The organism is Pseudomonas alkylphenolica (assembly GCF_016009175.1).
Taxonomy (GTDB): domain Bacteria; phylum Pseudomonadota; class Gammaproteobacteria; order Pseudomonadales; family Pseudomonadaceae; genus Aquipseudomonas; species Aquipseudomonas alkylphenolica_B.
In genome coordinates, this window is sequence record NZ_JADUCM010000045.1 from 1 (window position 1) to 20,423 (window position 20,423).

Below are 20,423 nucleotides of genomic sequence, written 5' to 3' on the forward strand. Positions count from 1 at the left end.
GTTGCAGTTGGAGCAGCGTGACCCCAACAGTCTGTCGTTCGCTCAGGCGGCGCGGCTGGTGGGCATGGGCGCCAGTGTCGATGAGCTGACCCAGTCGTGGGGGCGGGCCCCCGCCCCCCCCCCTGCCGTACGGGACAAGCCATTGTTTATGTTCAAGACAATCACTATCGCCCAGCGCTTGTGGCTGTGGGCACTGCTGGCCACATTGCTGTTTGTGCTGGCAGTCGGTTTTGGTGCCCACGGGCTGCAGCAGGCACGCGACAGTCTGCGCGCCATCAACGACGACAACCTGGCAACGCTGCTGATGTTTGGCGAAGTCCAGCACCGTCTCGACGAGAGCCGGCGCCAGGTGTTGCTGGCCATTCAGCAAGACCCCGAAGGGCCGTTGGTGGCAGCGTTCGACCGCCCCGTCGAAGCCACCCTCAGCGCCATCGAAGCCAACAACCAGGCGCTGGACCAGATCTGGGCCGAGTACCGTCAACGCGCCCTGAGCGGTGAAGAACAACAGGCGGCCGAGGCCTTTGACGAGCACTACCGGGCCTGGCGGGAGGAGTTGCAGATCCTGCTGGAAACCTTTCGCGCCGGCGATTTTCGACTGCCGGGCATTCTTTCATTCCTGCGCATGGCCGAGCCGCAAGGCAATGCCGCGGTGCTTGAGCTGGGCAAGTTGCAGGCGATCCAGCAGGCGGCGGCCGAACACGCTTATGACGCCGCCAAGCAACGCTATCAGTCGACCTTGCTGGCGTACCTGGCCCTGGCCGTGGTCGGTGTACTGGCGGGCAGCCTGACCGCGTTTTCCACCCTGACCCGGCTCAAGCGCGCCTTTGCCCAGGCCGGCGCCAGTGTCCGCGCCATCGCTGGCGGTGACCTGTCGCAAACCATAGCGGTCAAGGGCCACGACGAGTTTGCGCAGATGCTCAGGGACATCGCGGCAATGCGCGACAGCCTGCACGGGCTGATCTCGCAAATGCGCGTGCTGGTAACACGGGTGAGTTCCGAGGCCGCGCACATGGCCGAATCAGCTGAGCTGGCCTCGCAGGCCACCCTGCAGCAGGCTGATGCGGTGCGCGGCATTTCCAGTGCGGTTGAGCACCTGTCGGGGTCGATCGGCGAAGTCGAAAACCACGTCGGGGTGTCACGCAGCATCACCCAGCACTCGGCGGGGCGCTCGGGCAAAAGCGAAGGCTTTATCCGCGACATGGCCCAGGAAATGAACCGCATCAGCGATGTGATCAGCGATACCGCCGTGCACATTCGCGAACTGGAAGGTTTTTCCGGCGAGATCAGCCACGTACTCAAGGTGATCCGCAACATTGCCGAACAAACCAACCTGCTGGCCTTGAACGCTGCCATCGAGGCGGCGCGGGCCGGCGAACAGGGGCGAGGCTTTGCCGTGGTTGCCGATGAAGTGCGGATGCTGGCGCAGCGCACCGCAAGCTCGATTGGCGAGATCGACCTGACGGTGCAACGCATTCAGCAAGGCACCCTGGCGGTGGTCGACGGCATGGGCCGGGTGGTCAGCCGCGTGCGCGACGGGGTTAGCCTGGCGCATGAGGCCGGTGATTCGGTGGCGCAGATCCGCAGTGGCACCGACGACGTGATCCGCAGTGTCGATACCATCGCCACGGTGATCACCGAGCAGGTCAGGGTGACCCGCGAAATGGTTGCGCGGGTCGACAGTGTCTCGGCGGGTACCGGCGCGCTTTCGGCCAGCGCCGGTCGCAGTGCGGTTGCCGCGTCGGATCTGGAGCAACTGGCGCGGGCGCTGGATCAGCTGTCGGCCCGCTTCAATGTGGTTTGACTGACCGCTCGGGTCGCTGAGCGACAACGCTATTCCATCACGTTCATAACAATAACTGACAGGACGCGTAACCATGCCAAGCAACGAAACCCCTTTGATGACTGGCGCGACACCCACTTCTACCAGCGCGTCGGACACCGGTTGGCCGCGGCGCAGTGTGCTCAAGGCTGGCGCCGTGGCTGTGGGCGTAGGCCTGCTCGGGCGCTTTGCCGATGCCCGCGCGGCAGGGCTGTCGGACAGCGACTACCAGGGGCTGGACGCCTGGGCCATGAGCGAGGCCATTCGCAGCGGAGAACTGCAAGCCGCCGACCTGCTGGCTGCGGCGCTGGCGCGTTGCCAGGCGGTAAACCCCAAGGTCAAAGCGGTGAACATGCTGCATGAGGAGTACGCCCGCGCGCTGCTGGCCCAGCGCCGCGCCGCCGGCACTGAAACCCAGGGCGCGCTGGCCGGTGTGCCGGTGCTGATCAAAGACCTCAACACCTACCTGCAAGGCACCTCGACCAGCAACGGTTGCCGGCTGTTCAAGGACGCTCCGCCTGCAGAGCGCACCAGTACCCTGATCAGCCGCTACGAGCGTGCCGGGGCGATCCCCTTTGGCAAAGCCACCAGCCCCGAGTTCGGCTTGACCACCACCACCGAATCCATGCTCTGGGGGCAGACGTGCAACCCGTGGAACCTGGCCATGAGTGCCGGCGGCTCCTCCGGTGGCTCGGCAGCGGCAGTGGCGGCCGGGATCGTGCCTGTGGCCCATGCCACGGACGGTGGCGGCTCGATCCGCATTCCCGCCTCGTACTGTGGCTTGGTTGGCCTCAAGCCCAGCCGCTACCGCACGCCAAGTGGGCCGGGGCATTTCGAAGGCAGTTTTGGCGCCAGTGTCGCCAACGTCGTCTCGCGTTCGGTGCGCGATACCGCGCTGTTTCTCGATGCCGGGCAGGGCCGTGAACTGGGCAGCGCCTACTGGAGCCCGCCGCTGCTGCGTCCGTATGTCGAAGAACTGCAGCGCGACCCGGGCAGGTTGCGCGTTGCCGTGGTTCGCCAGTCGTTGACTGGCGCGGCACTGGAGCCGGCGATTGCTGCGACCCTGGAGCAGACCATCAAGCAATTGCTGGCGCTGGGGCATGAGGTCGAAGAGCTGAAGCTGAACATCGATCCGCGCCAGTTGTTCGGTGCCCACGGCACCGTGCTCGGCACCGCTTTGCGCACTGCGATTCGCGATCGCGAGCAGGTGTTGGGCCGGGCCGCCACCGCGCAGGACCTGGAAAAAGTAACCCTGGTCAACCTGCAGCGCGCTCAGGCCACCACCGGTGAGGAGCTGTACCGCGCCCGGCAGTCGTTCGAAACCGTAGGCGCGCCCATGGAACAGCAATTCGAGCGCTTCGACGTGATCCTCTCGCCGGTCACCGCCAGCCTGACCCCGCAATTGGGCCTGCTGACCCTCGACCAGCCCTGGGACAGCTATGCCCACCACGCCATGGGCAGCGCCGGCTTTACCGTGCTGGCCAACGTCAGCGGGCAGCCGGCCATTACCTTGCCGCTGGGCCAGAGCGACAACGGCTTGCCGGTGGGCATGATGTTCACCGCCCGCCTGGGTGGCGAGGACGGCCTGCTGCGCCTGGCCAGCCAACTGGAACAGGATCGTCCCTGGGCCGCCCGCCGCGCGGTGCTCTGACAGCACTTCGCCGGCCTGTTCGGCCGGTTGTTCTCGCGCTGTGAACAACCGGCTTCAGGCCGCCAACCTAGTCCACTTTGACGATGAGCACCGCCAGTGCAGCCCCGATCATGGGTTGCACTCCGCCGCCGTTCCCGCAGCGTCGTCGGCGGTATTTTTCTGACCTCAGCTAATGGCATAACAACAATGACGGCTCAAGTTCAGTCTCAGACCCACTACGACGTGATCGTCGTTGGCTCGGGCGCAGGTGCAATGACCTCGGCAGTGTTCCTCGCCGACCAGGGTTTCAGCGTGCTGGTCGTGGAAAAAAGCGACAAGTACGGCGGCACCTCGGCGATCTCCGGCGGCGGTATCTGGATCCCCAATAACCACTATTTCGCCCGCCTCAACGGCAACGACGACTACGACACGGCCCTGCGTTATCTGAAGGCCGCAGCAGGCGAGCATGTCGATGAAACCCGGCTGCGCACCTACCTGGACAACGCCCCGAAGATGATCGAGGAGCTGGCCCGCACCAGCCGTGTGCGCTACGCCGTGGCGGCCAAGTACCCCGACTACTACCCGCACCTGCCGGGTGCCTTGCCGGGCGGCCGAACCCTCGACCCGGAGTTCTTCGACACCAGCCTGCTGGGTGACGAACTGGACAACCTGCGCAAACCGTCGCCTTCGACCTTGCTGATGGGCTGCATTGCCTGGACCGCCCGCGATGCGCACAAGGTCATGGCGCGCAATTTTGGCTGGCGCCTGCTGATCATGGGCCTGATGCTGCGCTACAAGCTGGACTTCAAATGGCGGCGCAAAAGCAAGATCGACCGCCGCGCCTCGCTGGGCAGTTCGCTGGTGGCCTCGCTGCGCCGCTCGTTGATGGACCGCAACGTACCGCTGTGGCTCAACACCGACTTTGCCGGGTTGCTCAGCGAAGGCGGGCGGGTCAACGGCGTCACCGTGCGCCGTGGCGGCACCGAGATGCAATTGCACGCGCGCCACGGAGTGATTCTGGCCTCTGGTGGTTTTGAGCAGAACCAGGTGCTGCGGGAAAAATACCTGCCGCAACCGACCCGCATGGGCTGGAGCGCAACACCGCCGGGGAACAACACCGGCGCGGCCCTGGAAGCCGGGTTGGCGCAGGGCGCCGCCACCGCCTTGATGGATTGGGCCTGGTGGGCACCGACCATCGCCGTACCGGGCGAGGACAAGCCTCGGGGGATCTTCGCCGAGCGCGCATTCCCGGGTGCCATCGTGGTCAACAGCCTCGGTCAGCGCTTCGTCAACGAGGCGGCGCCGTACCTGGAATTTGTTGATGCGATGTACCGCGACAACGGCCTGACTGCGGGCAAGTCGGTACCGGCCTGGGTGATTTTCGACGGGCATTTCCGTTTCAACTACGCCATGGGGCCGTTGATGCCGGCGCAGATCATGCCGGACAGCCGCTTGCGCAAAGAGTGGTTGAACAGCCTGTACTGGAAAGACGACAGCCTGGCGGGGCTGGCCAGGCAGATTGGTGTCGATGCCGCCGGCCTCGAAGCCACCGTGGTCAAGGTCAACGAGTATGCGCGCACCGGTGAGGATGTCGATTTCGGCCGCGGTGGCAACGTCTTCGACCGTTACTACGGCGACAGCAACATCAAGCCCAACCCGTGCCTGGCACCGCTGCGCAAGGGCCCGTACTACGCCATGCGCCTGGATGCCGGCGACATCGGTACCAAGGGTGGCTTGCTCACCAACGAGCATGCGCAGGTGGTCCGTGATGACGGCGCGCCGATCGATGGCCTGTACGCGATCGGCAACTGTTCGGCCTCGGTGATGGGCACCAGCTACCCGGGTGCGGGCGGTACTTTGGGGCCGGCGATGACCTTCGGCTATATCGCCGCCAAACACCTGGGCAGCCAGCGATAGGAGGGTGTATGTCGACGAAAGATGACAACTTCTGCACCCCCATCCAGGCACCGTTGCAGGTCGCCGACAGCAGCGCGCTGATGTGGGACGAACACTGCGATGTGTTGATTGTCGGTTGGGGCGCCGCCGGGGCCTGTGCGGCGCTGGAGGCGCGTGCCCAGGGTGCCGATGTGCTGATCGCCGACCGCTTTACCGGTGGCGGTGCCAGTGCCAAGAGCGGCGGGGTGGTATATGCCGGTGGCGGCACCCGCCATCAGCAGGCGGCGGGTTTCAACGACACCCCTGAAGCGATGTTTGACTACCTCAAGCATGAAACCGCCAACGTGGTCAGCGACGAAACGCTGCGACGTTTTTGTGCCGACAGCGTCAGCAACCTCGAATGGCTGGAAGGTCACGGTGCCCCGTACGGTCACCGCATGCCGCCGGGGGGCAAGACGTCGTACCCGCCCGACGGCTACTTCCTCTACTACTCCGGCAACGAGCTGGTGCCGCAGCACGGCGGCCCCTTGCCACCGGCACCCCGCGGGCATCGCACTGTCGGTAAAGGCCAGTGCGGTGCGGTGTTGTATAGCCATCTCAAGGCGGCATGCCTGCGTGCCGGAGCCCGGCCATTGCTGCAAGCGGCGGCCAAGCGCCTGGTGGTCGACGCCCAGGGGCAGGTGTTGGGTGCCGAGTTGTGGTGCATGCCGGCCGGCAGCGAGCAGGCACAGCTGCACGCACGCCTGGCCGAGCGCGCCGAGCGCCTGCAGAACTTTGCTGCGGGCTACTGCAAGAAGCTGCGTGAACGGATCGGCAAACTCGAACGGGATTTCGCCCGGCCACGTCTGGTGCGCGCCAAGAGCGGGGTCATCCTCAGTACCGGTGGCTTCATTTTCAATCGCGATCTGATCAAGCAGCATGCGCCGAAATTTCTGCGCAACTTCAAGGTCGGTGCCACCGGTTGCGACGGCAGCGGCCTGCGCCTGGGCGCCAGCGTTGGTGGCCAGGGCGCCGGGCTTGAGCGCGTATCGGCCTGGCGTTTCATCAACCCGCCGTACAGCTGGCACAAGGGTATTGTGGTCAACCGCGACGGCCAGCGTTTCTGCAACGAAGAAGTCTACGGCGCGACCCTGGGGCAGCCGTTGATGGAAGAGCAGGGCGGTAAAGCCTGGCTGGTGCTGGATGCACCCCTGCGCAAAAAGGCCATCCGCGAAGCCTTGTTTGGTGGCTATTGGTGGTTTCAGAGCTTCCCGGCCCTGGCCCTGATGCTGTTCAAGGTGCGCAAGGGCCGGCACCTGAGCCAGCTGGCCGCCAGCACCGGGATGAACTCGGCACTGCTGCGCGAATCGGTACTGGCCGCCAACGCGGCGGCCCGTGGCGAGGCACCAGAGCCGTTCGGCAAGTCGCCGGGCGGGCGTCAGGTGCTTGAACAGGGGCCGTTTTACGCCTGCGACATTTCCGTGACCAACCCGGTCTTTCCACTGGGGGCCCTGACCCTCGGCGGGCTGCGCGTGGACGAAGACAACGGCGCGGTGCTCGACGGGCAGGGCCAGGCGATACCCGGCCTGTATGCCGCGGGGCGTACGGCGCTGGGGATTCCTTCGCACCTTTACATCAGTGGCTTGTCCCTGGCGGACTGCGTGTTCTCCGGCCGGCGTGCCGGCGCGGCCGCTGCCCGCAGTCCGGCGCAACAACTGCAACCGACCCTTGCTCAAGAGGCGATATGATGACGAACAACAACAAGAACGGCCGTGTTCATGGCAAGGTCGCGCTGGTAACCGGCGGCGCCAAAGGCATCGGGCGCGCCAGCGTTCGCTTGCTGGCGGCCGAAGGTGCCCAGGTGGTGATCAGCGATGTGGACGTTGCGGCAGGCGAAGCACTGTCGGCTGAAATCGGCCCGTCGGCGCGTTTTATCCGCCATGACGCCAGCAGTGAAAGCGACTGGTGCCAGGTCATGGCCCACCTGCGCGAACAGCACGGCCGCCTGGATATCCTGCTGAACAACGCCGGTATCCTCCTGCCTGGCAACATCGAGGAAGCGACCCTGGAGGACTGGCACAAGGTCATGCGGGTGAACGCTGACAGCGTATTCATCGGTTGTCGCGAAGGCATCGCGCTGATGAAGCAAACCGGTGGCTCGATCATCAACCTGTCGTCGGTAGCCGCCCTTGCCGGGCGCGACGACTACATGGCCTACAGTGCCTCCAAGGGCGCGGTGGCGGCGTTGTCGCGTTCGGTGGCGGCGTTCTGCCGGCGTCGTAAATACCGGATTCGCTGCAACACTTTGCATCCGGATGGCGTGCTTACCGACATGACCAGCGGCGGCTTCCCCAAAGGCCTCGACCCGACGCGCCTGACCATCGACAGCGACCCGATGAACCGCATGTGCCTGCCAGAGGATGTTGCTGGCAGCGTGCTGTTTCTGGCCAGTGATGAATCGCGGGCGGTCAATGGTGTGGAGTTGCGCATCGACAGTGGGCAGATGGTCATGAGTATCTAGCGTGGCCCTGTAGGAGCGTGGCTTGCCCGCGAAGAACGATGACGCGTTGTGACAGATACACCGCAACGTCTGGTTCGCTGTAGGAGCGAGGCTTGCCCGCGAAGAACGATGACGCGTTGTGACAGATACACCGCGGCACCTGGATCGCCGGCAAGCCGGGCTCCTACAGATTTGAAGAGCGATGGTGTGTTGTAACAGGTGTGCTGCAGCGCCTACTCCCCGTTGAAGTGCGCCGGGCGTTTTTCGATGAAGGCCTGCATGCCTTCCTTCTGATCGCGTGAGGCAAACAGCAGCGCATTGGCCTTGCGCTCCAGGGCAAGGCCCGCCTCCAGTGGCGCGTCCATACCGGCCAGAATCACTTCCTTGATCTGCTCGGCCGCCAATGCCGGCATCGCCGCAATCACCCGCGCCAGTTCCAGGGCATGGGCCTGCACCTGGTCATCGTCCACCAGGTCGCTGACCAAACCGGCCACCCAGGCTTCTTCGGCGCTGATCGGCTGGCCGGTGAGCGCCATGCGCATGGCCTTGACCTTGCCCACCGCACGCACCAACCGCTGGGTGCCACCAATGCCGGGCATGATGCCGATGCGGATTTCCGGCTGGCAGAAGCGCGCGCTGCGCCCGGCTACGATCAGGTCGGCATGCATGGCCAGTTCGCAACCGCCACCATAGGCGTATCCGCACACCGCGGCGATCACCGGCTTGGGGCAATGCTGGATCGGCCCCCAGACGCGTTCGGTGTGACGTTTGTAGATGTCGATGGCGCCGACCCCGGCCATGCTGTTGATGTCGCCACCGGCAGCAAACACTTTGTCACCGCCGGTGAGCACGATGCAGCGCACCTCGGGATCGACCGCCAGCTCGCTGAAATGGCGTGACAGCAGCGCCTGCAGCTCCAGGCTCAGGGCGTTGGTCGCCTGCGGCCGGTTGAGCCGCAACACGGCCACGCCCGGCAAGGGGCGTTCGAGCAAAACCGGGGCAATGGATGTATCGGACATGGGCATCCTCAAGGACCAGACAACGGGTGAATGAGTGCCAGTGTCCTGTCCGCAAGGTTTGTTTTTCATCGTCCGTTCAGACGTAGTTTGGCCCCGGGTTCGTCCCTAGAGTGATCCTTGTCAGTAGAAAAGGAGCACATGATGGAGCTGCATTCGGGTCTTGATTACAGCGGCAAGGTGGTGCTGGTCACCGGGGGCACCAAAGGCATCGGCGCCGGTATCGCATTGGGGTTCCTGGCCGCGAATGCGCGGGTAATCGTCTGTGCTCGCCGCGAGCCTGAACAGGTACCGACGCTGGGCGGCAAACACGCGACGTTCATCGCCGCCGACGTGCGTGACCACGATTCCCTGCAACGACTGTTTGCCACGATCGAGCGCGACTTCGGCCGCCTCGACGTGGTGATCAACAACGCCGGTGGCAGCCCTGCCGCCGAAGCCGCCACGGCCTCGCCGCGGTTTCACGAAAGCATCATCGGCCTGAACCTGATCGCGCCGCTCAACGTTGCCCAGCACGCCAACCGGCTGATGCAGGCACAGGCCCAGGGCGGTTGCATCGTCTTCATCGGCAGCATCAGTGCCTTGCGTTCCTCGCCAGGTACTGCGGCCTACGGCGCGGCCAAGGCCGGGGTATTGGCGCTGGTGCAATCGCTGGCGGTGGAGTGGGGCCCGAAGGTCCGCGTTGTCACCGTCAGCCCGGGCCTGGTGCTGACTGAACAGGCCCACCTGCACTACGGCTCCGAAGCCGGTATCGCTGCCGTCGCCGCTGGCATTCCGGCGGCACGTATGGCGGTGGCCGAAGACATTGCCAACGCCTGCCTGTACATCGCATCGCCGCTGGCCAGTTACGCCAGCGGCTGCAACCTGTTGCTGCATGGCGGTGGTGAGCGTCCGGCCTTTCTCGGGGCGGCCGCGCAGGTTCTGCCCACCTGATCGACCCGTGGCGGCGGCCGGGTTCGGCTGCTGCCTTCAATTAGAAGGAGACGACTTTGGCTGATCCACAATTGCTATCCGATGCGCGCGCCCTGGTGGGGCGCCAATACGGCCGTGTGTATGCCTGGGATGAGGTCAACGCACCGATGGTCCGCCAATGGTGCGAGATCATGGGCGTGGACAACCCCGTGTACACCGACCCTGCGTTTGCCCTGGGTACCCGCCATGAAGGGCTGATTGCTCCGCCGGGCATGCTGCAGGTGTGGACCATGGAAGGCCTGCACGCCAACAACTATCCGCCAGGCTCCACCGACGAGAACCCGTACGAGGTGCTCAAGATCATGGAGGCCCACGGTTACCTGTCGACCGTGGCGGTCAACTCCGAACTGACCTTCACCCGTCCGGTGCGCATGGGCGAAAAGCTTTACTACACCACGCGCCTGGATTCGGTCAGCGATGAAAAAACCACGGCCCTGGGCACCGGCTTTTTTGTCACCCTGGTCATGAGCCACTTCGCTGAAAAGGCCAGCGGCGATGAGCCGGTCGGCGAGTTGCTGTTCCGCGTCTTCAAGTTCCGTCCGGCCAATGCCCAGGCTCCCGCCAAAGTTGAAGCAGCACCGAGCAAACCCAAGCGTCCGCTGCCGGGCGTGAGTGATGACACGCGGTTTTTCTGGGAAGGCTGCGAGAAAGGTCAGTTGCTGATCCAGCGCTGCACCGCGTGCCAGACCCTGCGTCATCCACCGGCGCCGGTGTGCATCGAATGCCACAGCTTCGACTGGGACACCGTACAGGCCAGCGGCCGCGCCGCGCTGTATTCGTTCGTGGTCATGCATTACCCCGAGGTCCCGCCGTTCGATTACCCCAACCCGATCGGGCTGATCGAGCTGGAGGAGGGCGTGCGCCTGATCGCCGGGCTGGTTGGCGTCGACCGCGAGCAACTCCAGATCGGCCAGCGCCTGCAGGTCGAGTTCCAGACCTTCGATGACCAGCAGACCCTGCCCATGTTCCGGCCGGTAGATGCGTAGGAGCCCGCCACTATGGATTTCGAATTAACTGAAGACCAGCGCGCCATAGCGCAGATGGCCGACAGCCTGTTTGTCGACCATTGCCATGACGATTACATGCGCCAGTGGGACACCAGCGGCGAGCCGATGATGGCCCCGCTGTGGTCGCTGTGCATCGAGACCGGCCTGCAAGCGCTGGCCATTCCCGAGGAACACGGCGGCAGCGGCCTGGGCATGACCGAGCTGATGCTGGTGCTGCAGGCCCAGGGCAAAGCCCTGGCCCAGGTGCCGTTGTGGCGTCACCAACTGGCCGCCGCGACCCTGGCGCATTTCGCTGCTGACGGCAATGCCCGCTGGATCAGCCAGGCAGCCAGCGGCGAGTCGCTGTTGAGCCTGTCGCTGGACGGTTTGAGCAGCGCTTTGGGTATCGAGTTGCAGGCCAGCGCGTGCGCCGATGGCTGGTCGATCGACGGCCGCGTTGCGGGGTTGTCCCTGGGCGATCAGGCCCACGCTGCCTTGGTGGTGGTGCAGGCCGAGGGTAAACCGCGCTTGCTTCTGCTCGACCTGGCAGCCCCCGAGATCCGCAAGGTATCGGCAGTGTTGACCCACGGCGAGGCGGTGGCCGACCTGCACATCCAGGGGTTGGTCGTGAACGCCGCGGCGCTGCTGCCGGCCGCAGCGGTTGACTGGCTGGAGCTGCGCAGCGTGGCGGCATTGGCGGCGTTGCAGGTGGGCGTCAGCGAAGAGCAGATCCGCCGCACCGTGGCCTACGTCAGCGAGCGCCGGCAGTTTGAGCGCGTCATCGGCAGCTTCCAGGCCGTACAGATGAGCATGGCCGACAACCACATTGCCGTCGAAGCCTTACGCACGGCGCTGTGGCAGCTGGCCTACCGCATCGATGCCGGTTTGCCGGCGCCGTCCGAAGCCCTGGCCACCGCATGGCTGGCCTGTGAAGCGGGCCACCGTATCGGCCATGTCGCGCAGCACGTGCATGGCGGGATTGGCGTCGACCTGACGTACCCGATCCACCGTTTTCTCTATTGGAGCCGTGGCCTGACCGTAGCCCTCGGCGGTTCGGCGGCAAGCCTGGAACGCCTGGGCGACTGGCTCAACGATAACGACAAGCTGGGATGGAAATATGACCTCGAAGAACACCAAGCGCTTTGAAGACGTGCGCCCCGGCGAAGCACTGCCGGAACTGGCGGTGCCGGTCACGGTGACCCTGATCAACGGCGGTGCGATTGCCACCCGCGACTATTTCCCCGGCCATCACGACGCCGACGCGGCGCGGGCCCTGGGGTCGCCCCATGTGTTCATGAACATCCTCACCACCAACGGGCTGGTGCAGCGGTTCGTCGAGCAGTGGGCCGGGCCGGAGGCGGTGTTCAGCTCGCTGAAGATCAAGCTTGGTGCACCGAACTACCCCGGTGACTGCATGACCTTCAGCGGCAGCGTCACGCAACTGGACGCCGACACCCGCACGGTGGAAATCACCCTCGGCGGCAAAAATTCCATGGGCAACCACGTGACCGGCACGGTCGCGGTGGTCCTGCCCTGACACCGGAGAGACACAGATGACTGATTCATCGATTTCCGGGCGCGCCGCGATCGTTGGCCTGGGCGCAACCGAATTTTCCAAGAACTCCGGACGCACCGAACTGCGCCTGGCCATGGAAGCCACCTTGAGTGCACTCAAGGACGCCGGCATCGACCCGAGCGAGGTCGAGGGGTTCAGTTCGTATTCCGTGGACAAGGTTCCGGAGTACGAGATTGCCCGCTTGCTCGGCTGCAAAGACGTGAAGTTTTTCTCGCAGGTGCCCCACGGGGGCGGCGCGGCCTGCGGGCCGGTGATGCACGCAGCCATGGCCGTGGCCACCGGGGTGGCGAAAGTGGTGGTGGTGTACCGCGCCATGAACGAACGCTCCTGGTACCGCTTCGGCACCGGCAACTACGGCTTCGCCTCGACGCCGACCTTCGACAACGTCAACTACGGCTGGTACATGCCCCACGGCTTCCATACACCGGCCGCCTGGGTCGGGATGTTCGCCCAGCGCTACATGCACACCTACGGCGCCACCTCCGAAGACTTCGGCCGGGTTGCGGTGGCCGCACGGGACTTTGCCGCGACCAACCCGCAGGCGTTTTTCCACGGCAAGCCGATCACCCTGGAAGAGCACCAGGCTTCGCGCTGGATCTGCGAGCCGTTGCACCTGCTCGATTGCTGCCAGGAATCCGATGGCGCCGTCGCCATGGTTATCACCTCGGCAGAGCGTGCCCGTGACCTGCGCCAGAAACCGGTGACGATCAAGGCCGGCTCCCAGGGCATCAGCCACGGCCAGCAAAGCATGACCTCGTTCTACCGCGACGACATCACCGGGCTGCCGGAAATGGGCGTGGTGGCGCGTGAACTGTATCGCCAGTCGGGTCTTGGCCCGGAGGCGTTCCAGACCGCCATTATCTACGACCACTTCACCCCGTTCGTGTTGCCGCAGCTGGAAGAGTTCGGGTTTGTCGAGCGCGGGCAGGCCAAGGAGTTCATCCGCGCCGGGCACCATGCCCGTGGCGGCAAACTGCCGATCAATACCCACGGCGGGCAACTGGGCGAGGCCTATATCCATGGCATGAACGGCATTGCCGAAGCGGTGCGTCAGGTGCGTGGTACCGCGGTCAACCAGGTGGCGGATGTCGAGAACGTGCTGGTCACGGCCGGCACTGGCGTACCCACCAGCGGCCTGATTCTCGGCACAGCCTAAGGAGCAGCACATGTTCGTCGACCTCACTCCCGAACAACATGCCCTGCGCCACAAGGTGCGGGACTATTTCCAGGCCCTGATGACCCCGGACATGCGCGACCAGTTGCGCGGCAAGGAAGGCGGCGAGCTGTTTCGCCAGACCATCCGCCAGATGGGCCGTGACGGCTGGCTGGCGGTCGGCTGGCCCAAGGCCCATGGTGGCCAGGGCTATGCCGCGACCGAACAGTTGATCTTCTTCGAAGAAGCCAACATCGCCGGGGCGCCGCTGCCGTTCGTGACCATCAGCACCGTCGGTCCGGCCCTGATGGCCCATGGCAGTGCGCTGCAGAAAGAGCGCTTTCTGCCCGGTATCGCCGCGGGTGAAATCATGTTCGCCATCGGCTACTCCGAGCCCGGCGCCGGCAGCGACCTGGCGGTGCTGAAAACCAGCGCGCGCCAGGACGACGAGGGCTTCGTGGTCAACGGCAACAAGCTGTGGACGTCGGGTGCCGAGTCGGCCGACTTCGTCTGGCTGGCGGCGCGTACCGATCCTGCCGAGGCACGGCACAAAGGCATTTCGCTGCTGATCGTCGACACCACGACACCGGGCTTCTCCCACACCCTGATCCCGACCACCAGCATCCCGACCACGGCCACCTACTACGACAACGTGCGGGTACCCAACGAGATGCTGGTGGGTGAGTTGAACGGCGGCTGGAAGCTGATCACCTCGCAGCTCAATCACGAGCGCCTGGGCCTGGGCACCTGGTCGGACAAGGTGGTGGCGTTGTTCCGCCGCGTCTACCTGTGGGCGCGGGCCCGCGACGAGCAGGGCCGCCGGGCGATGGACAAGGCCTGGGTACGCAGCTCGCTGGCCGAGTGTTATGCGCGCCTGGAAGCCATGCGCCTGATCAACATGCGCATCGCCGCCGACCTGGAGCACGACCGCATGAGCGTGGCACTGAGTTCGACCACCAAGGTGTTCGGCTCGGAGTCAGCCATCGAAATCCTTCGCAAGCTGGCGGCGATTGTCGGGGCCAATGGCTCGATGCGCAGCGGCTCGGCGGCAACCCTGCTGCAGGGCGAACTGGAATTCGAATTGCGTTGCGTGACGACCCTGACCTTCGGGGGTGGCACCAATGAAATCCAGCGTGAGCTGATCGCCCAGTTCGGCCTCGGCATGCCACGCACCCAACGCTGACGCTCGTCCATCAAAAACAAAAACCGTACTCGCCCCGCAACCGGGGCGGGGCGAAGGGGACTTTCATGAGCACTATCGAGCAATTCCGGCACGACACCCGTGCCTGGCTGGAGGCCAATTGTCCGCTGTCGATGCGCACGGGCATGGCCGAAGGCGATGTGGTGTGGGGCAGCCAGAACCCGCAGTTTCCCTGCGAAGACGCACGCCTGTGGTTCGAGCGCATGCGCGACAAGCGCTGGTTCTGCCCGGAGTGGCCGGTGGAGTATGGCGGTGCCGGCCTGAGCGACGAAGAACTGGCGGTGCTGGAAAGCGAAATGCGCCGGATCAAATGCCGGCCGCCGCAAATCAACCTGGGCATCTGGATGCTCGGCCCGGTGTTGCTGGCCTTCGGCAGCGAAGAACAGAAGCGCGACCTGCTGCCGCCGATCGCCCGCGGTGAAGTGCGCTGGTGCCAGGGTTTTTCCGAGCCGAACGCCGGCTCCGACCTGGCCAGCCTGAAAATGGCCGCGGTGGATGCCGGTGACCATTTCGTGGTCAACGGCAGCAAGATCTGGACCTCCTACGGCGACAAGTCCGACTGGATGTATGCGCTGGTACGCACCGATTTCAGCGCGCCCAAGCACGAGGGCATCAGCCTGATCGTGCTGGACATGCGCAGCCCCGGGGTCAAGCCGCAGCCGATTGATCTGATCAGCGGCAAATCGGCGTTCTGCCAGGTGTTCTTCGATAGCGTGAAAGTGCCCAAAAGCCAGTTGATCGGGCCGTTGAACGGCGGCTGGAACCTGGCCAAGTACCTGTTGCAGCACGAGCGCAAGGCGATGTCGAAGTTTGGCGAGTTCAGCTTGCCGTCGCATTTCGACCTGCTGGCCCTGATGCGTGAATACGTGCCTGCGCCACAGAGCCAGAGCGAACACGCACTGCAGGCCAGGGCCACGGCCTGTGCGATGAACGAGCAGGCCTACAACCTGACCGTGCAGCGCATGGGTGAAGAGGCGCGGGCCGGTGAAGACATCAGCGGCCTGATGTCGATCATGAAACTGGTGCATACCGAACAGGAGCGCGACAAGTTCGAGGTGTTGCTCGATGCCATGGGCGGTCATGCCTTCGGTTGGGAGTGCCCGGCGTTCAGCGAGCAGCAACTGGCGGTCACCCGCGCCTGGCTCAGCAGCTATGCGTTGACGATCTCCGGTGGCGCCTCGGAAATCCAGCTCAACGTTATCGCCAAGCGCGTGCTTGGTTTGCCTGAAGCGAAAAAGCCAGCCGTGAAAACAGGAGCACCGTCATGAGCCTGCGTTATAGCGATGAACAGCGTTTGCTGGCTGACAGCGCGCGGGACTTTCTCGCCGCGCGCAGCCCGGTCAGTGCCCAGCGCCGACTGCGTGACGAGGCGCAGCCAGCGGGTTTCGATGCGCAGCTCTGGCGCGATGCCGTCGAGCTGGGCTGGAGTGCGATTCCATTTCCGGAAGACCTCGGTGGCCTGGATTTCGGCTGCAAGGGCCTCGGGCCGATCTTCGAGTCCATGGGGCGCAACCTGTCGGCCACACCGTTGCTCTCAAGCGTAGTGCTGGGCGGCTCGTTGCTGCACCTGGCGGGTAATTCGACGCAGCAGGCGCAGTGGCTGCACGCAGTGATAGGCGGCGAACAGCGCCTGGCCCTGGCCGTGGACGAAGGCTCGCGCCATGCACCGGGCCGCATTGCCCTTGAGGCGAAGGCAGAAGGGCAGGGCTATCGCCTGCACGGCGACAAGTTCTGGGTCGTCGACGGCCTGGGTGCCGATGCCTATGTGGTGGCGGCGCGTACCGCCGGGCAACCGGGCGACACCCAGGGCATCAGCCTGTTCCTGGTGCCCGCCGATACGCCGGGCCTGACTGTGAGCGCCTTGTCGCTGATCGACTCGCGCAATTGCGCGCGCCTGCAACTGAACGGCGTGCAGCTGGGCAGCGATGCACTGCTGGGCACCTTGGGTGAAGGCTGGGTGGCGCTGGAAACCGCGCTGGACCGTGGTCGCACTTGCCTGGCGGCAGAGCTGCTGGGCATGGCCGAGCAATTGTTCGAAACCACGCTGGAGTACATCAAGACCCGCGTGCAGTTCGATACCGCGATTGGCACCTTCCAGGTCCTGCAGCATCGCGCCGCGCAAATGTACGTCGACCTGGCGCTGAGCCGCAGTGCCCTGATGGCCGCGCTGGCGACGCTGGATGACGCCGGTGTGGATGCCCGGGGCCGTGCCCGGCTGGTCAGCCTGGCGAAATGGAAAGCCGGCGACACGGCGATCAAGGTCGCCAACGAAGCGGTGCAGATGCACGGCGGGATTGGCGTTACCGACGAGCTGGATGTCGGCCTGTACCTCAAGCATGTGCGCGTTGCGCAGAGCTGCCTGGGTGACCGGGACTTCCATTGCGAACGCTATTCGGCCCACGCGTAATCCTCCCACAGGTTATTCGGCTGTTCTGGAGAACACACAGATGAGCATTGAACGTTGGCAAACCGCGTGGCGCCAACTGGTCGCCCCCGGCGCGCCCTTTGAAGTGGTTACGCCGGACGACGGCGCGCCACGCTATTTCCGTCACGCTGCGCACGACCTGCTGCAGGTGATCGACGCCGGTCGTGTGCACGGCGACCGTGAGTTTCTGGTCTGGCAGTCGCAACGCCTGACCTTCAATCAGTATTACGACCAGGTTGACCGCCTCGCCGGGCAGATGATCGCCCGTTTCGGCCTGCAACCGGGTGAGCGCGTGGCAATTGCCATGCGCAACCAGCCGGCGTGGCTGGTGGCTTTCGCGGCGATCCTGCGCTGTGGTGCCGTGTGTGTACCGCTCAACAGTTGGGGCCTGCGCAACGAGCTGCAATACGCCCTGCAGGACAGCGGCTCGCGGCTGCTGCTGTGCGACCAGGCGCGCCTCGATACCCTGCGTGAAGACCTGCGCCGTGAGCAACTGGCGACCATCGTCGTCGGTGGCCAGGGTGAGCTTCCCGAATACTGCCTGAGTTACGAGGCGTTGATCAGCGAGTCGGCGATGTTGGTGCCGGCCCTGGACATCGACCCTGATTCCCCTGCGATGATTCTCTACACCTCCGGCACCACCAGTCGCGCCAAAGGGGCGGTGTCCAGCCATCGGGCGATCAGCCAGGCGCTGACTGCGCTGGATTTCCAGAGCGCGTTTTGCGCCATGAGTTCGCCCGAGCGCATCGGTGTGGTGATCAACAGCGGCTTTGCGCCCACGACGCTCGCGGCGGTGCCGCTGTTCCACGTCAGCGGTCTGCATGCGCAGTACCTCACGGCGATACGCGGCGGTCGTCGCCTGATGCTGATGTACAAGTGGGATGTCGAACGCGCCATCGACCTGATTCGCGATGAACGTTGCACCCAGTTCAACGGTGCGCCGGTGATGATGCAGCAGTTGCTTGCTTCGCCGCGTTTTGGCACCGAGCAAACCGCCAGCCTGTTCGGCCTGGGCCTGGGCGGTAGCGCGTCCTCCGCCAGCGTGCTCGACGACATGCTCAGGATCAAGCCCGATGTCATCGGCGGTGCCGGATACGGCCTGACCGAAAGCAACGGCATTGGCGCGGCAATCGGCGGCGATCAGTTTGTCTACAAACCGGCGACTGCAGGCTGGGCGTTGCCCATCGTCGATATTCGCATCGGCGACAGCCCTGAACAGCCGCAACCGGCGGGCACCCCGGGGGTGATCTGGCTGCGTTCGCCCACCTTGATGAGCGCCTACTGGAACCTGCCGGATGCCACGGCACAAAGCCTGCGCGACGGCTGGCTGGACACCGGTGATATCGGTTACCTCGACGATGAGGGTTTCCTCAACATCACCGGTCGGGTCAAGGAGTTGATCAACCGCGGTGGCGAGAAAATTTCCGCCGCTGAAGTAGAGACCTGCGTCCTCGACATGCCTGGCGTTCTTGAAGCGGCGGCGTTCGCCATTGCCGACCCGGTGCTGGGTGAGGCCGTGGGCCTGGCGGTGCATGGCCAGGCCGGCAGGCTGCCGCAGGAAACGCAGATCTGCGCATTCATCGCCGAGCGTCTGGCCGCCTACAAAGTGCCGGCGCAGGTCTTCCGGGTGCTCGAACCCTTGCCGCGCAATGCCACCGGCAAGGTGCTCAAGGCGCAATTGCAAGAAAGTTTGGGCGCATGACGCCTGTGAAAGCACTTTCGTTCAAACCCTAGTCTTTCCGGACGATGTTGGGGCCGGTCGATCAGGAACAAATGGGTGCATACCAAACAGCCTTATCAGCGAAGGAGGCAACACATGAAAATAACAAGAACAGGTCTCATGCTCGCGGTCGCAGTCACAGCCAATAGCGGGCTGCTGGGTTCCGCGTTCGCCGAGGTGTCGCCGCAGGAAGCCGCCAAACTGGGCAAGGAGCTGACGTGTGTCGGCGCCGAGCAAGCCGGGAACGCCGAGGGCACCATTCCGCCGTTTACCGGTAAATACCTGGGCGAAGTGCCCAGCTGGAATCACGTCAAGTTCTCCGGCGACCAACCGGTTGATCCTTACGCTGCCGAGAAGCCGATCCTGGTGATTACTGCGCAGAACATGGGCCAGTACGAGGCGCACCTGACCGAAGGGCAGAAGGCCCTGCTGAAGAAATACCCGACCACCTACAAGATGAACGTCTACCCGGGGCACCGGGACTTCCGCTACCCCGATTATGTTTGCCGCCGGGCGATGGACAACGCACTGAACGCCAAGCTGGTCAACGACGGCGAAGGCTTCACAGGGATTGGCCAGGTGCCGTTCCCGATTCCCAAATCCGGCACCGAAGTGGTGTGGAACCACCAGTTGCCGGCGCGTGCCTACACCGAAGAAAAAACCACCGACCTGGCCTCGGTCCTGCCTAACGGCAGCATCGGCTGGGGGCGTGCCTACGCCCGCAACCTGTCGATGGCCAACTCGCCCACCACCGACCCGCGCACCGAAGACAAGCTGTCGGCGATGAGCAACAACATGACCCTGAAGCCGGCCCGTGACAACGGCACGCTCAGCATTGCCCATGAACCCTACAACTACGGCACCGATGCACGTCAGGCCTGGTCCTACAGCCCATCGACCCGACGCGTACGGCAACTTCCGGGGTATGGTTTCGACCAGCCCATGATCGGTACCAACGGCACCATGACCGTGGACGAAGACCGTCTGTTCAACGGCTCGCCCGAACGCTACACCTGGAAGCTGATCGGCAAGCGTGAAATCTACAGCCCGGCCAACGCCTTCAAGGCCAACACCGGGACCGTCAAGTACGCCGAGATCCTCACGCCCAACCACCCCAATCCGGAGTTCATGCGCTATGAGTTGCGCCGCGTGTGGGTTGTGGAAGCGGACCTGAAGGAAGGCTTCCGTCACGTCTATGGCAAGCGGGTGCTGTTCATTGACGAAGACACCTGGCATGCAGTGATGGCCGATAACTACGATGCCCGCGGGCAGCTGTGGAAGCACGCCATGATCAACTACTACTACCACCCGGACATGAGCGCCTGGCAGGCCGGTTCGCAGTTCTTCATGGACCTGAACTCCGGCCAGTACACCGGCTACGGTATGACCAACGAATCGAAGAAGGGCCCGATCCTCAACGAAGGCAAGTTCACCACCGACCAATACACCGCGGATGCGGCGCGGGCTATCGGGCGGTAACGTTGCGCTAGTACCTGTTGTACCCAGCCCTGCCGCTTAGCGGTGGGGCTTTTTTTTCTGCTGGCGAGCGC

The 20,423-nt window shown here is 64.5% G+C and carries 16 protein-coding genes; 15 read left to right on the forward strand and 1 reads right to left on the reverse strand.

Annotated elements, in window-relative coordinates:
- Positions 1-148: 148 nt before the first annotated feature.
- From I5S59_RS24560 to I5S59_RS24580, 5 genes are all read left to right on the forward strand, one after another.
- A complete protein-coding gene (locus tag I5S59_RS24560) occupies positions 149-1,801 on the forward strand; it encodes a HAMP domain-containing methyl-accepting chemotaxis protein (RefSeq protein ID WP_197878904.1) in 1,653 nt (550 codons plus the stop codon).
- Between the two features lie 73 nt (positions 1,802-1,874).
- Complete coding sequence (locus I5S59_RS24565; protein WP_197878879.1) at positions 1,875-3,470, forward strand: amidase family protein; 1,596 nt, start codon at positions 1,875-1,877, stop codon at positions 3,468-3,470.
- A 186-nt stretch (positions 3,471-3,656) separates the two neighbouring features.
- Positions 3,657-5,366: an FAD-dependent oxidoreductase gene (locus tag I5S59_RS24570; protein ID WP_197878880.1), complete on the forward strand. Its 1,710-nt coding sequence runs from the start codon at positions 3,657-3,659 to the stop codon at positions 5,364-5,366.
- A gap of 8 nt (positions 5,367-5,374) precedes the next feature.
- Positions 5,375-7,072: an FAD-binding protein gene (locus I5S59_RS24575; RefSeq protein ID WP_197878881.1), complete on the forward strand. Its 1,698-nt coding sequence runs from the start codon at positions 5,375-5,377 to the stop codon at positions 7,070-7,072.
- Positions 7,069-7,845, forward strand: a complete 777-nt coding sequence (locus I5S59_RS24580; RefSeq protein WP_197878882.1) for an SDR family oxidoreductase — start codon at positions 7,069-7,071, stop codon at positions 7,843-7,845. Before I5S59_RS24575 ends, I5S59_RS24580 begins: the two co-directional genes overlap by 4 nt.
- A 212-nt stretch (positions 7,846-8,057) precedes the next feature.
- On the opposite strand, the gene I5S59_RS24585 is transcribed toward I5S59_RS24580, so the two are convergent.
- Positions 8,058-8,843, reverse strand: coding sequence for an enoyl-CoA hydratase (locus tag I5S59_RS24585; RefSeq protein WP_197878883.1), 786 nt, complete (start codon positions 8,841-8,843; stop codon positions 8,058-8,060).
- Positions 8,844-8,984: 141 nt separating this feature from the next.
- Here I5S59_RS24585 and I5S59_RS24590 point away from each other — a divergent pair, with 141 nt between their 5' ends.
- From I5S59_RS24590 to I5S59_RS24635, 10 genes are all read left to right on the forward strand, one after another.
- A complete protein-coding gene (locus I5S59_RS24590) occupies positions 8,985-9,773 on the forward strand; it encodes an SDR family oxidoreductase (RefSeq protein ID WP_128324715.1) in 789 nt (262 codons plus the stop codon).
- Positions 9,774-9,829: 56 nt separating this feature from the next.
- Positions 9,830-10,798: a bifunctional MaoC family dehydratase N-terminal/OB-fold nucleic acid binding domain-containing protein gene (locus tag I5S59_RS24595; protein WP_197878884.1), complete on the forward strand. Its 969-nt coding sequence runs from the start codon at positions 9,830-9,832 to the stop codon at positions 10,796-10,798.
- A 12-nt stretch (positions 10,799-10,810) separates the two neighbouring features.
- Positions 10,811-11,944, forward strand: coding sequence for an acyl-CoA dehydrogenase family protein (locus tag I5S59_RS24600; RefSeq protein WP_197878885.1), 1,134 nt, complete (start codon positions 10,811-10,813; stop codon positions 11,942-11,944).
- Positions 11,916-12,335 carry a MaoC family dehydratase gene (locus I5S59_RS24605; RefSeq protein ID WP_197878886.1) on the forward strand — a complete coding sequence of 140 codons (420 nt, stop codon included), beginning with the start codon at positions 11,916-11,918 and terminating at the stop codon, positions 12,333-12,335. Before I5S59_RS24600 ends, I5S59_RS24605 begins: the two co-directional genes overlap by 29 nt.
- A 16-nt stretch (positions 12,336-12,351) precedes the next feature.
- Positions 12,352-13,530, forward strand: a complete 1,179-nt coding sequence (locus I5S59_RS24610; RefSeq protein ID WP_197878887.1) for a lipid-transfer protein — start codon at positions 12,352-12,354, stop codon at positions 13,528-13,530.
- A 10-nt stretch (positions 13,531-13,540) separates the two neighbouring features.
- Complete coding sequence (locus tag I5S59_RS24615) at positions 13,541-14,710, forward strand: acyl-CoA dehydrogenase family protein (protein ID WP_197878888.1); 1,170 nt, start codon at positions 13,541-13,543, stop codon at positions 14,708-14,710.
- Between the two features lie 65 nt (positions 14,711-14,775).
- Positions 14,776-15,996 (forward strand): acyl-CoA dehydrogenase family protein, encoded by a 1,221-nt coding sequence (locus I5S59_RS24620; protein ID WP_197878889.1) that lies wholly within the window; start codon positions 14,776-14,778, stop codon positions 15,994-15,996.
- Positions 15,993-17,135, forward strand: a complete 1,143-nt coding sequence (locus tag I5S59_RS24625) for an acyl-CoA dehydrogenase family protein (RefSeq protein ID WP_197878890.1) — start codon at positions 15,993-15,995, stop codon at positions 17,133-17,135. The genes I5S59_RS24620 and I5S59_RS24625 overlap by 4 nt, the downstream gene beginning before the upstream one ends.
- Before the next feature lie 40 nt (positions 17,136-17,175).
- Entirely contained in the window at positions 17,176-18,855 is a 1,680-nt protein-coding gene (locus tag I5S59_RS24630; RefSeq protein ID WP_197878891.1) for a class I adenylate-forming enzyme family protein, read from the forward strand.
- Positions 18,856-18,993: 138 nt separating this feature from the next.
- A complete protein-coding gene (locus I5S59_RS24635) occupies positions 18,994-20,352 on the forward strand; it encodes a DUF1329 domain-containing protein (RefSeq protein WP_232239962.1) in 1,359 nt (452 codons plus the stop codon).
- The last annotated feature ends 71 nt before the right edge of the window (positions 20,353-20,423 follow it).